General features: G+C 41.1%; 7 protein-coding genes. 6 read left to right on the plus strand and 1 reads right to left on the minus strand.

All coding sequences use genetic code 11. The annotated features are described in order from the left end of the window. Positions 1 to 7 precede the first annotated feature (7 nt). From V6260_RS01235 to V6260_RS01260, 6 genes are all read left to right on the plus strand, one after another. Positions 8 to 2,794 (plus strand): TonB-dependent receptor, encoded by a 2,787-nt coding sequence (locus tag V6260_RS01235; protein ID WP_341592176.1) that lies wholly within the window; start codon positions 8 to 10, stop codon positions 2,792 to 2,794. A gap of 104 nt (positions 2,795 to 2,898) precedes the next feature. After that, complete coding sequence (locus V6260_RS01240; RefSeq protein WP_341592177.1) at positions 2,899 to 4,392, plus strand: tryptophan halogenase family protein; 1,494 nt, start codon at positions 2,899 to 2,901, stop codon at positions 4,390 to 4,392. Continuing rightward, complete coding sequence (locus V6260_RS01245) at positions 4,392 to 6,245, plus strand: glycoside hydrolase family 13 protein (protein WP_341592179.1); 1,854 nt, start codon at positions 4,392 to 4,394, stop codon at positions 6,243 to 6,245. The genes V6260_RS01240 and V6260_RS01245 overlap by 1 nt, the downstream gene beginning before the upstream one ends. 91 nt (positions 6,246 to 6,336) lie before the next feature. Continuing rightward, positions 6,337 to 8,196 (plus strand): alpha-amylase family glycosyl hydrolase, encoded by a 1,860-nt coding sequence (locus V6260_RS01250; protein ID WP_341592181.1) that lies wholly within the window; start codon positions 6,337 to 6,339, stop codon positions 8,194 to 8,196. Beyond that, positions 8,189 to 9,685, plus strand: a complete 1,497-nt coding sequence (locus tag V6260_RS01255; protein WP_341592182.1) for an MFS transporter — start codon at positions 8,189 to 8,191, stop codon at positions 9,683 to 9,685. Before V6260_RS01250 ends, V6260_RS01255 begins: the two co-directional genes overlap by 8 nt. A 9-nt stretch (positions 9,686 to 9,694) precedes the next feature. After that, positions 9,695 to 12,106 (plus strand): glycoside hydrolase family 15 protein, encoded by a 2,412-nt coding sequence (locus V6260_RS01260; protein WP_341592184.1) that lies wholly within the window; start codon positions 9,695 to 9,697, stop codon positions 12,104 to 12,106. 96 nt (positions 12,107 to 12,202) lie between these two features. Here V6260_RS01260 and ald read toward each other — a convergent pair whose 3' ends face one another. Beyond that, positions 12,203 to 13,324 carry an alanine dehydrogenase gene (gene ald / locus V6260_RS01265; protein ID WP_341592185.1) on the minus strand — a complete coding sequence of 374 codons (1,122 nt, stop codon included), beginning with the start codon at positions 13,322 to 13,324 and terminating at the stop codon, positions 12,203 to 12,205. Positions 13,325 to 13,380: the final 56 nt, after the last annotated feature.

The raw sequence follows: 13,380 nt of genomic DNA on the forward strand, positions 1-13,380 counted from the left end.
AAACATCATGTCTATGTTCAAACCAAGTATATTAACTTTGGCATTAACAGCTGCAGGTTTATCTAACTTTGCAACACAAGCTGCTCAAGAAAATACAATAAAAAAAGATGACGTAGAGGTTATCGAAGTTAAGGGTTTTCGCGGTAGTGTAGTTGAATCAATAAATACTAAGCGTTTTTCTACACAGGTAGTTGAATCAATTTCTGCGGAAGATATTGGTAAGTTACCCGATTCTTCTATTGCTGAATCAATTGCGCGTTTACCAGGTTTAACGGCGCAGCGCCTAGATGGTCGCGCAAGCAGAGTATCAATTCGTGGCTTTGGTGAAAACGAAAGTGGCACCACATTTAATGGCCGCGAACAAGTGTCTATTGGTGATAACCGCGGCGTAGAGTTTGACCTTTACCCTTCAGAAATTATGAGCGGTGTAACCGTTTATAAAACACCTAATGCAAGTATCGAAGCGGAAGGTATTGCCGGCGTTATTAATATGCAAACTGTACGACCTTTAAGTAAAGGTGAGCGTGTATTTCAAGTTAATGGACAATACGAGCAAACAAGCTTTGATAAACTAAACCCAGACGGCCATGATGATGGTTACCGCGGTACTATTTCATACATAGATCAGTTTGCTGATGACACTATTGGTGTCGCTTTTGCTTTAAATACAATGAGTTCACCAAATCAAGAAAAACGTTGGAACTCTTGGGGCTACCCTGAATTTACTGCTGATGATGGTCAAACATATTCTATATTAGGCGGTGCAAAACCCTTTGTACGCTCATCAACGCTTAAACGTGACTCAGCAATGCTCGTGCTAGAAGCAGCTCCTACAGATAAATTAAACATGACGTTTGATGCGTTATATGTTGATTTTACAGATGAGAAAATCTTACGTGGTATCGAAATTCCATTCGCATGGGGACAAGGTTCAATTGATCCTGCAAGTGTATCGGTAGATGAAGCCAGTGGTTTTATTACCAGTGCGGTAACAAATGGCCAACGTGTGGTTGTTCGTAACGACTACGAAGAGCGTGAAGCAGAGCTAACCGCATTTGGCTTTAACACTAAATACGATATTGATGACTCGTGGTCTGTAGAGTTTGACGCAAGTTACTCACAAGTAGACCGTAAAATTTGGAGCCTTGAGAGCTACTCAGGAACAGGGCGTGGCGATGCTCGTGGTGTTGCAGATAACTTAGGTTACACCTTTAATGGTAGTAATACAGGTGCTACGTTTATTCACGATTTAGATTACAGCGATTACAGCTTAATGCAGTTAGGCGGTCCGTTATCGTGGGGTGCAAGCTCTGCATTGAACGATAAATATGGCTTAGCCGGTACTGATTATGAAAACCAAGCACAAGATGGCTTTATTAATGCTCCAACTATTGAAGATGAGCTATCTACGTTAAAACTTGCGGCATCTAAAGTACTAGAAAACGAATACTTCAGCTCAATTGAGTTTGGGATGTCTTATAAAGAACGAGAAAAAACAAAAGATTCGCAAGGTTTCTTTATGACTTTATCTGGCTTTTCGCTTGAAAACCCTGGCATGCTAACTGTGCCAGAGCAATACCGCATGGGTAGTGTTGATTTAGGCTTTATTGGCATGGGTGACATGATTGCCTACGATGTTAATGGGTTAGTAAATGACGGTTACTACAGCTTATTAGATGAAAGCTTAACGAATACGAGTCACTTAACAAAATCGTGGACAGTAAAAGAAGAAATTACTTCAGCGTTTGCACAAGCCAATATAAATGCAGAAGTGGGCGGCTTGGCACTTACAGGTAATGTGGGTGTACGTTATGTTCATACCGACCAATCATCTCAGGGTAATGCATTTAGCACTGTAGATGGTATTGTGGTGGCATCATCTACTAATATTAGCCACGACTACTCACACGTATTACCAAGCTTAAACTTATCACTTGCAATTGATGAGCAACAAACAGTTCGTTTTGGTGCGGCTAAAACAATTTCTCGTGCACGTTTAGACGAAATGAACTCATCTATTGATGCATCATACAACACGACGCCTGATGAAAATGGAAACTTTTGGTCTGTATCGGGTGGTAACCCTAACCTAGAGCCTAAAGAAGCAACTGGTTACGATTTAACGTACGAAAACTACTTTAGCGATGAAGGTTACTTCTCTGCTGCGTTTTTCTATAAAGACTTAACCCAGTGGATTTTTGACGGTACATACGAAATTGATATGTCGGGCGTTGCTGACCCTTCAACGGGTGAAATCCCAGCTACATCTGAAGGCACAGGTAGTGGTAAAGTAAATGGCGGTGGCGGCGACCTATATGGTTACGAGCTATCTCTAGCATTGCCATTTAAAATTTTCCACCCGTCACTTGAAGGTTTTGGTTTAATTGCAAGCCATACCGGCATTGAATCTGATATTGAAGATCAAAACGGCAACGAGTACGAATTACCAGGTCTGTCTGACAAAATTCAAAGCTTAACGGTTTACTACGAAATGAATGGTATTCAACTGCGTACCAGTATGCGTAAACGTAGTGCCTTTAAAGGTGATGTATACGGGTTAGGCTTTGATACTGAGCAAGTAGATATCCTGGGAGAAACAATTTGGGATATTCAAGCAGGCTATGACTTTAGTGAGGCCGGTATTGAAAGCCTTGAAGGTTTATCAATTCAATTCCAGGTTCAAAACTTAACCGAAGAGCCGTTTACATCGCTTTCTGGTGATAACGCCCTACAAGTTCGCGACTACCAAGATTACGGTCGCACTTACTTGTTAGGCTTTAGCTACAAGCTATAATAAAGGCTGTGTGTAGGAGCCCTTGTAATTTGTTTTACAAGGGCTTTTTTATAGCTATTTTACCAAACTTAACAAAGCTTTAATGTGTAAACGTGGACAATAATATGAAACCAATAAAACACGTGGTAATTGCAGGCGGTGGTACGGCGGGGTGGATAGCTGCAGCTTTGCTTAATAAAGTGTTAGGTAAAGTAATTGAAATAACGCTGATAGAATCAAGCAAAATAGGCACTATAGGCGTTGGTGAAGCTACAATTCCGCCAATTATTCAACTTAATAACGCACTGGGTATAAACGAGCAAGATTTTATAAATGCCACCAATGCATCTATTAAATTAGGTATTGAGTTCGAAAATTGGAAAACCCCCTCTCATAGCTACATGCATGCTTTTGGTTCATTTGGAAAAGACTTTCCTTTTTGCAATTTTTACAATTTTTGGGTAAAGGGAAAAATTACCGGCTCTGAAGATAGCCTATGGGATTTTTCGTTAAATTACCAAGCCGCTAAACAGCTTAAATTTGCACCATTAAATACTATACCTAATACGCAATTACCTGGCTTAAGTTATGCGTACCATTTTGACGCTAATTTATACGCTGAGTTTTTAAAAAAGCTCGCAATGTCACGCGGTGTTGATCATATTGATGCCAAAATAGAGCAGGTTGAACAATGTCCGCATTCAGGCAATATTACAAGCCTAACTCTTGATAATGGCACGCAAATTAACGGCGATTTATTTATAGACTGTACCGGTCTGCGCGCTTTGTTAATAGAGCAAACACTAAATACAGGCTTTGTGGACTGGTCTCATTATTTACCGTGCGATAGCGCCGTTGCTGTGCAATCTCAAGGTACTGATTCGCTAAAACCCTATACTCGCTCAATTGCGCATAGCGCAGGTTGGCAATGGCAAATTCCGCTGCAAAACCGTGTGGGTAATGGGCTTGTTTACTGTAGCCGATACTTATCTGATGAGTCGGCAACGCAGTTACTATTAAATAATTTACCCGCTGAGCCCATTACAGCGCCACGCATTATAAAATTTAAAACAGGGCGGCGCTTAAAGCAGTGGCATAAGAATGTGGTTTCGGTTGGTCTTGCTAGTGGTTTTTTAGAGCCGTTAGAGTCAACCAGTATTCATTTAATACAAAGTGCCGTAACCCGTTTAATAAAGCTGTTTCCGCATAATGGTATTAGCGATGCGTTAATTGCAGAATTTAATAAGCAAAGCGTGACAGAAATAGAGCACATACGCGATTTTATTATTTTGCATTACAAACTAACAGAGCGAGAAGACTCGGCTTTTTGGCGCCAGTGTAAGCAAATGGAAATTCCCGAATCATTGGCTCATAAACTCAATTTATTTAAACACACAGGCAAAGTAGTACGTGAAAGCGACGAACTATTTGCAGAAGTTGCTTGGCAGCAAGTGTTTATAGGCCAAGGCCTTATACCTGATGATTACAATAGTATTGTTGACTCATTAAGCAGTGAACAACTTAACGATTTATTTTCTACATTAAAAACGCTTATTACTTCAACGGTAGAACAATTACCTACTCATAAAGATTTTTTAGCAAAAATTAAAAAGGCCTAATGATGCGATTTTTAAAGACACTTTTACTTGCAAGTGCGTGCAGCCTACCAACTATTAGCTATGCACTTGACGTTGAACCTGCTAATTGGTGGGTAGGCATGAATAAAAACACGATTAACATCATGGTGCATGAGCAAAATATTGCAAACGAGAAAATTATATTAGCTAAATATAATGGTGTTAAATTAAATAAAGTAACGCGCACAGATAACCCAAATTATGTGTTTTTGAATATTTCTGTTACCGATGCCGCTAAAGCAGGAACGCTTAAATTTAATAGCAGCGAAACGAGCAATAACTTTGAGTTTCCACTTCTTGAGCGAGAGAAAAACAGCGCTCAGCGTCAAGGGTTTACATCAGCTGATACGCTTTATTTGATTAACCCAGATAGATTTGCTAATGGTGATAAACAAAACGATACCGTCCCAAGCATGTTAGAAGCGGCAAACCCGAGTATAAAAGGTGGGCGCCACGGTGGTGATATACAAGGGGTTATAAACGCATTACCGTATTTAAACGATTTAGGCGTTACACAGCTTTGGTTAACGCCAGTACTTGAAAACAATATGCCAGATTACTCTTATCATGGTTATGCAATTACTGACTTTTATAAAGTTGACCCACGTATGGGCTCAAATCAGTTATATAAAACGCTCTCGGTAAAAGCAAAAGAGCAAGGCATAGGCCTTGTAATGGATATGGTATTAAACCATTTTGGCTCAGAGCATACATGGGTTAAAGATAAACCTACCAAAGATTGGATTAACTTTAATGGTGAGTTTAAAAAAGGTAAAAACGCTACAAGCCATGCTCGCCAAACTATACAAGACCCACACGCGAGTGAGTACGACAAACGCCAGTTTAACGATGGTTGGTTTGTAGAAACCATGCCTGATTTAAATCAGCGCCAACCACTGTTAAGCGAGTATTTAATTCAAAACGCTATTTGGTGGATTGAGTACGCTGATTTAAGCGGTATTCGCGTTGATACCTACTCTTACTCAGATAAAGCATTTTTGAGTGATTGGACAAAAGCCATAATGCAAGAATACCCAGACTTTAATATTGTAGGAGAAGAGTGGACCTCAAACCCTGCAATTGCCTCTTACTGGCAACGTGGTAAAAATAACCAAGATGGCTATACATCAAGCCTACCAAGCGTGATGGACTTTTCTTTGCAAGAGTCGGTAATTCAAGCGCTAAATGAAGATGAAAGCTGGAATACGGGCTGGGTTAAAGTATATGAGTCGTTGGCGAATGACTTTTTATACCCTGATACCAATAACATTATGGTATTTGCTGATAACCACGATATGAGCCGTGTATACACCGAGCTTGGACAAGATGCTGCAAAAACTAAAATGGCCATGACGCTATTTTTAACTACGCGCGGTATTGCACAAATTTATTACGGTACGGAGGTTCTATTAGATAACACCCCGAGTAAAGACCATGGTGATATTAGAATAGATTTCCCGGGTGGATTTAAAGGCCAAACAAGTAATGCATTTACAGGTAAAGGGCTTACCTCGCAGCAAAAGAACATGCACAAAACAATGAGTACCTTACTTAACTTTAGAAAAAACAGCACTGCGCTTGATAAAGGCAAGTTAGTGCACTTTACACCTCAACAAGGTGTGTATAGTTATGCGCGTATTAGCGACGAGCAAACTGTGTTGGTATTTATGAATAAAAACACAAAAGAGCTAACCAAGAACATTGAATATATGCAGGAAGTAATACCAAAAAATGCTAAAGCGCTTAACCTATTCACCAACAAAACACAGTTACTAGGTAACACAGTGGCTTTACCGGCAATGAGTGCAACGGTATTAGTTATAAATACCCCTTAATAGTTTACCTGAATACGTATGCAGCAACTGTATGGTTGCTGCACTAATCTTTAGTATAAAGTTAATAACAATACTGACAAAAAGACGCACAATGAAAAAATCAGTTTATGTACACGCAATACTGTGTAGCGCACTTATTGCAATGGGTTGCTCAGAAAGTAACAAGCCCGAGCAACGACAAGCGCCAACACAAACACAAAACGAATTAACCAAGCCAGTTGTATACCAAGTATTTACACGCCTATTTGGTAATACCAACACGTCTAATACGCCATGGGGCACAAAAGAGCAAAATGGTGTAGGCAAATTTGCCGACTTTAATGACGCAGCTCTTAAAGGTATAAAAGAGTTGGGTACCACACATGTTTGGTACACTGGCGTGTTACATCATGCGTTAGTGGGGGATTACACTGGTTATGGGATTTCTCAAGATGACCCTGATGTAGTTAAAGGCAGGGCGGGCTCACCGTATGCAATAAAAGATTACTACGACGTAAACCCCGATTTAGCCATAAATGTGACCAATAGAATGGGTGAGTTTAGTGATCTGATTGAGCGTACACATAATCATGGCATGAAAGTAATTATTGATATAGTGCCTAACCATGTAGCACGAAATTACCAATCCCTTGGCAAACCTAAAGGCGTTAAAGACTTTGGTGCACAAGACGACACCACTAAAGCGTACGATAAAAATAATAACTTTTACTACGTACCAGGGCAGTCTTTTCAGGTGCCAACATCGCCAGAGTATAAAGTTTTAGGAGGCAATGCACACCCGCTAGCGGATGGCTTTTTTGATGAAACACCCGCTAAATGGACAGGTAATGGTGCCCGTGCAGCAAAACCCGATATAAACGATTGGTACGAAACAGTAAAAGTTAATTATGGCGTAAAGCCTGATGGTAGCTACGATTTTGCTCAATTGCCAAGTGAATACAAAAATAAAGATTACCGTGCTCATTATGCATTTTGGCAAGATAAAGAGCTCCCTAACAGCTGGTACAAATTTAGAGACATAGCACTTTTTTGGCTCGATAAAGGCGTTGATGGCTTTAGATACGACATGGCCGAAATGGTGCCAGTAGAGTTTTGGAGCTTTTTAAATTCGTCGATAAAAATGCAAAAAAGCGATGCCTTTTTGTTAGCTGAAGTGTACAACCCGCTAGTGTACCGTGCGTATATTCACCAAGGTAAAATGGACTACCTTTACGACAAAGTAGGCTTTTACGACACACTAAAAGCCATTATGCAGGGTAAGCAAACTGCTAATACTATTTTTGCAGCCCAAAGCCAAGTTGCTGATATTGAAGCGCACATGCTGCACTTTTTAGAAAATCACGACGAACAACGTATCGCAAGCCCTGACTTTGCAGGTAACGCTGCGTGGGGTAAACCGGCTATGGTGGTTTCAAACTTAATGAGCCGCGCACCCACGTTATTATATTTTGGTCAAGATGTGGGAGAAGATGGCTCAGAAAACGTAGGATTTGGCACTGCTACACGCACCAGTATTTTTGATTACATTGGCGTGCCGGCGCATCAAGTGTGGATGAGTAACGGCAAGTTTGACGGCGCTAATTTAACAAAAGAACAAGTAGCACTCCGTGATTATTATAAAGCCATTATGTCACTTAATAGTTTACCTGCTGTGGTTGGGGGTGAAATGACAGAGCTTAGCGTAACAGGAAGCGAGCGAGTTGTTGGCTTTATGCGCAAACTTGGCCAACAAACACTGTACGTTTTAAGTAACTTTAGTGAACAACCTCAAACTATTACGGTTAACTTATCAAAAGCGCAATTAGCGGCACTTAGCGAGCACACCCAATTGCATGACTTACTTGAGCAGCACAGCACCGAGATCACATCAGGGTCGCAAGGCGCAACATTTACACTCACACTTGATGCATTTAGCAGCGCAGTATTAACAAATAAGGCTAATAATGAATAATCAAAATAATAGCGACAAGCCAAATCTAAGCTTTTGGCAAATATGGAACATGTGTTTTGGCTTTTTAGGCATACAGTTTGGTTTTGCCCTGCAAAACGGTAACGTGAGCCGTATATTTCAAACATTAGGCGCACAAGTAGATGATATACCCATTTTATGGGTGGCAGCACCGCTTACCGGTTTAATTGTACAGCCTATTATTGGTTACTGGAGCGATAAAACATGGGGCCGTTTTGGCCGCCGTCGTCCGTTTTTCTTTGTAGGCGCGGTGTTAACAACGCTTTCATTATTTATTATGCCGCATTCGCCTACGCTTTGGATTGCCGCGGGTATGTTATGGATTATGGATGCGTCAATCAACGTGACCATGGAACCGTTTAGAGCACTTGTAGGCGATAACTTGCCTGAAAAGCAACGCGCTACCGGTTACGGTTTACAAAGCTTTTTTATTGGTATTGGAGCGGTACTAGCCTCAGCACTGCCATGGATGATGACTAATTGGTTTGATGTAAGCAATACCGCAGCGCCTGGGCAAATTCCTGAGTCTGTTAAATACTCATTTTATTGGGGTGGGGTTGTGTTACTAGTGGCTGTGCTTTGGACCGTTGCACGTACAAAAGAGTACAGCCCAGAGCAATTAGCTGAGTTTGAAAAGCAAAGCGAACAACCTACTACCAGCAAGCTGGTTGATATTAACTTTAACAAAGGCGCCATTATTTTTGTGGTGTTAGGTTTAGTAACCCTTGCATTAGTAATGGGGTTATCGCTTGAAAAAGAGCTTTACCTACTTGCTGGTGGTTTATTAGCGTTTGGTATTGTGCAGTGGATTGCAGCGGCCCTTAAAAGTGCTAATAAAACCCAAGGTGGTTTTTACCAAATAGTACAAGATGTATTTACTATGCCAGAGGCCATGAAGCAGCTTGCATGGGTGCAGTTTTTTAGTTGGTTTACGTTATTTGCTATGTGGATTTATACCACCGCTGCAGTAACAAGCTTTCATTATGGTAGTAGCGATGCAACCTCTAAAGCATTTAACGATGGTGCTGACTGGGTGGGTATTTTATTTGCCGCTTACAATGGCTTTGCCGCAATAGCCGCTATGTGTATTCCGTTTTTAGTTAAAAAAATGGGATTAAAAGGCGCCCATTGCTTTAATTTATTATTGGGAGCATTAGGCCTTGGCAGCTTTATGTTTATTCAAGACCCTAAGATGTTACTTATACCTATGATTGGGGTGGGTTTTGCGTGGGCGTCTATTTTATCGCTGCCTTACGCTATGTTAAGTAACGCCTTACCAAGTAACAAAATGGGCGTTTACATGGGTATTTTTAACTTCTTTATTGTTATACCGCAGTTACTTGCCGCCAGTATTTTAGGGCTTATTTTACGTCACGCATTTTCGAATCAGCCTATTTACGCATTATTAATTGGCGCAGCCTCGTTCGTTGTTGCCGGCATTGCTGTAATGCGCGTTAAAAATTCACATTAAGGACACACAATGAAAAAATATAACCTTATAACTGCCTCACTCTTAACATTGGGTTTAACTGCCTGTGGGGCACAAAACACAAGCACAGATAATGAAAACACCGCTGCACAGGTTAAATCGGCACCTGGCGCACCAGGTGTAGAGCCATTTTGGGCTTATGCAGGTAAAACAGGGATTGGCACGTCTTACGAGCAATACCAAAAAGGCCAATATAGTGATTCAGCTGCAACGGGCGATGTATCTAAGGTGTGGTTTTCAATTGCTAAAGGTATGATCACCGAAACTATGTTTGGGCTTATCCACCAAGCGCAAATTAAAGACATGCAGTTTGTTGTTACAGGTAAAGACTTTACTGTAACCGAAGCTGATGAATTAGATGTCACCATAGATTACTTATACAAAGATGCGCAAGGGCGCCCACTTTCGCTTGCCTACAAAGTAACAAGCACTGATAAACAAGGGCGTTTTAGCCTAGAAAAACACATATTTACCGACCCAGATGGGCAAACATTATTTGTTCGCAGTGTGTTTAACACTGAACTTAAAGGGTTAAAAGCCTATGTTGTTGTAAACCCTTACATAAACAACAACGGGTTAGGTGACTTTGCTAAAACGACTGATCAAGGCCTTGTCGCATGGGAAGACGATAACTATTTATCGCTTCAAGCAGCAACCCCTTTTAAAGCTAAAACAGTAGGCTTTACGGGTGAAAGTGATGGTGTTAACGCACTTAAAACAACTCAAGCGCTAAACACTCATTATACAAATACTGGCGAAACTGCAGGTAACGTAAGTATGTTGGCAGAGCTTGGTGAAATAAGCGCTAACACCACCTTCGATTTAGCACTTAGCTTTGGTAAAACGCAGCAGCAAAGTATACAGCAAGGCGAGAAAAGCTTAGCAAAAGGCTATCAAGCGGTGCTTGATCACTATAACGGTAAAGGTGAAGCGCTCGGCTGGCAAGATTACCTACAAAGCCTTAAACCACTTAATATCATGGTTGAGCAAACCGCCGATAACGGTAAGCTTTTATACACCAGTGCCATGGTTTTAAAGGCACAAGAAGATAAAACCAATGCCGGTGCGCTTATTGCCTCATTGTCAAACCCTTGGGGCGAAACCGTATCTGCTAAAGAAGGCTCAACCGGTTATAAAGCGGTGTGGGTGCGCGACTTTTACCAAGTAGCCATGGCATTTATGGCGCTCGGCGATACCGCCACCGCAAAAACAGCATTCGAATACCTTGAAAAAGTACAAGTAAACAGCAAAACCCCGGGCAATAACGGCGATACAGGCTGGTTTTTACAAAAAACACATGTAGATGGTGAGCTTGAATGGGTCGGTGTACAACTAGATCAAACCGCTATGCCTATTATGCTTGCTTGGAAGTTACACAAAGCCAATGTACTCAGCGATGAAGAGCTAAAAAGTTGGTACAGCAAAATGTTAAAACCAGCAGCTGATTTTTTAGTTGATGGCGGCCTTGCTAAAATTTTATGGAACGACACGCAAATTACACCACCGGCAACCCAACAAGAGCGTTGGGAAGAGCAAGAAGGTTATTCGCCTTCTACTACTGCGGCAATAGTCGCTGGTCTTATTACAGCCAGTGATATAGCAACGCTTAGTGGCGATGATAAAAACGCAAAGCGCTACCTTACAACGGCTAAAAAGTACAACAACGATATTGAATCGCAAATGTTTACCACCGAGGGTAACTTAAAAGGCGAAAATAGTGATGGCGAATACTTTATACGTATAGGCCAAGATACCGATGCTAACTCAAACACTAAAATTAATGCTAATAATGGCCGTGAAGGGTTTAATAAAAAGCAAATTTTAGATGGCGGTTTTTTAGAGCTAGTACGCTATGGCGTGCGTAGTGCTAATGACGAAAGCATTGTTAAAACACTGCCTGAGTACGATGACGAAACGCTTGAAGATAACCTACAAGTTAAATACAGCTTTAGTTTTGACGATGGCAGCGGCACCTTTGCAGGCTACCGCCGCTACGGTAATGACGGTTACGGCGAAGATGAAGTAACAGGCACTAATTATGCTGAGAGAGGCAGCAACACACCAGGCCAACGTGGTCGTGTGTGGCCATTTTTCACTGGTGAACGTGGCCACTATGAAATAGCTGCTGCCAATGCAAACAACGCCTTTGATGATGCTAAACAAGCGCAAATTAAAAACAGCTATGTTAAAGGCTTAGAGCAGTTTGCTAATAGGGGCATGATGCTACCTGAACAAGTATGGGATGGAGTAGGCGTAAATAAAGCTGGTTATAAGTTAGGTGAGGGTACAAACTCTGCAACACCTCTAGCATGGACTCATGCAGAATACATTAAGCTTGTACGTTCGCTCAGTGATAAACGGGTTTGGGATTATTATCCTGTGGTTGCTGAATCCCTTAATTAAAAAGTTAGATAATAAAAAAGCAGCTATTAGCTGCTTTTTTATTAAGTTGAAGTTAGGTTGCTATATTTAATACCAACCTAACTACAAAACGCTAAATTATGCGTTTTCTACCGCTGTGCGTGGGTCAACATATTCCATGTTGAACGCTTCTGCTACTTCTTTGTAAGTTACTTGGCCTTTAATTACATTTAAGCCTTTTAAGAAGTGAGCGTCATCTAGTAGCGCCTTTTTATAACCTTTGTTTGCAAGGTTTATGATGAAAGGCAATGTTGCATTGTTAAGTGCAAACGTAGATGTGCGTGGAACAGCGCCTGGCATGTTAGCAACACAGTAGTGAACAACTTCATCAACAATAAAAGTTGGATCAGCATGTGTAGTTGCTTTTGAAGTAGCAATACAGCCACCTTGGTCGATTGCAACGTCAACAATTGCAGAACCAGGTTTCATTGCTTTAATGTGCTCAGCTGTTACTAGTTTAGGTGCAGCTGCACCAGGGATTAGTACACCACCGATTACTAAATCAGCTTCTAGTACGTGTTTTTCTAGTGCATCGGCAGTTGAATAAATAGCTTTAACTTTATTACCGAATTGCGCATCTAATGCACGTAGTACATCAATGTTACGATCAAGAACAACAACGTCTGCGCCCATGCCAACAGCCATTTGTGCAGCACTGCGACCAACCATGCCGCCACCGATTACAACAACTTTTGCAGCTTCAACACCTGGTACGCCACCTAGTAGCATGCCACGGCCGTGGTTAGATTTTTCAAGCGCTTGTGCACCTGCTTGAATAGACATACGGCCAGCTACTTCACTCATAGGCGCAAGAAGTGGTAAACCGCCACGTGTGTCTGTTACTGTTTCGTATGCTATACAAATTGCTTTGCTTTTAACAAGGTCTTCAGTTTGTGGAAGATCAGGTGCAAGATGTAAGTAAGTGAAAAGAATTTGATCTTCACGTAACATTGCACGTTCAACAGCTTGTGGCTCTTTTACTTTTACGATCATGTCTGCTTTTGCAAAAACATCAGCTGCAGTTGATAAAATTTCAGCGCCAGCTTGTGTGTAATCTTCGTTAGTAAAACCAATGCCCATACCTGCATCTGTTTCAACAATCACTTGGTGGCCGTGATTTACTAATTCACGAACACTCGCAGGAACCATACCTACACGGTATTCATGGTTTTTAATTTCTTTAGGTACACCAATAATCATAAAATTTGCCTTATTAAGAACGAATTAACATTTTTCACTATTATATTCATCAAAAG

Source organism: Pseudoalteromonas aliena (assembly GCF_038155085.1).
Taxonomy (GTDB): Bacteria; Pseudomonadota; Gammaproteobacteria; order Enterobacterales; family Alteromonadaceae; genus Pseudoalteromonas; species Pseudoalteromonas aliena_A.

Coding starts and splice junctions, on each gene's coding strand:
- V6260_RS01235 (WP_341592176.1), top strand. CDS start 8: ATGTCTATGTTCAAACCAAGTATATTAACTTTGGCATTAACAGCTGCA.
- V6260_RS01240 (WP_341592177.1), top strand. CDS start 2,899: ATGAAACCAATAAAACACGTGGTAATTGCAGGCGGTGGTACGGCGGGG.
- V6260_RS01245 (WP_341592179.1), top strand. CDS start 4,392: ATGATGCGATTTTTAAAGACACTTTTACTTGCAAGTGCGTGCAGCCTA.
- V6260_RS01250 (WP_341592181.1), top strand. CDS start 6,337: ATGAAAAAATCAGTTTATGTACACGCAATACTGTGTAGCGCACTTATT.
- V6260_RS01255 (WP_341592182.1), top strand. CDS start 8,189: ATGAATAATCAAAATAATAGCGACAAGCCAAATCTAAGCTTTTGGCAA.
- V6260_RS01260 (WP_341592184.1), top strand. CDS start 9,695: ATGAAAAAATATAACCTTATAACTGCCTCACTCTTAACATTGGGTTTA.
- ald (WP_341592185.1), bottom strand. CDS start 13,324: ATGATTATTGGTGTACCTAAAGAAATTAAAAACCATGAATACCGTGTA.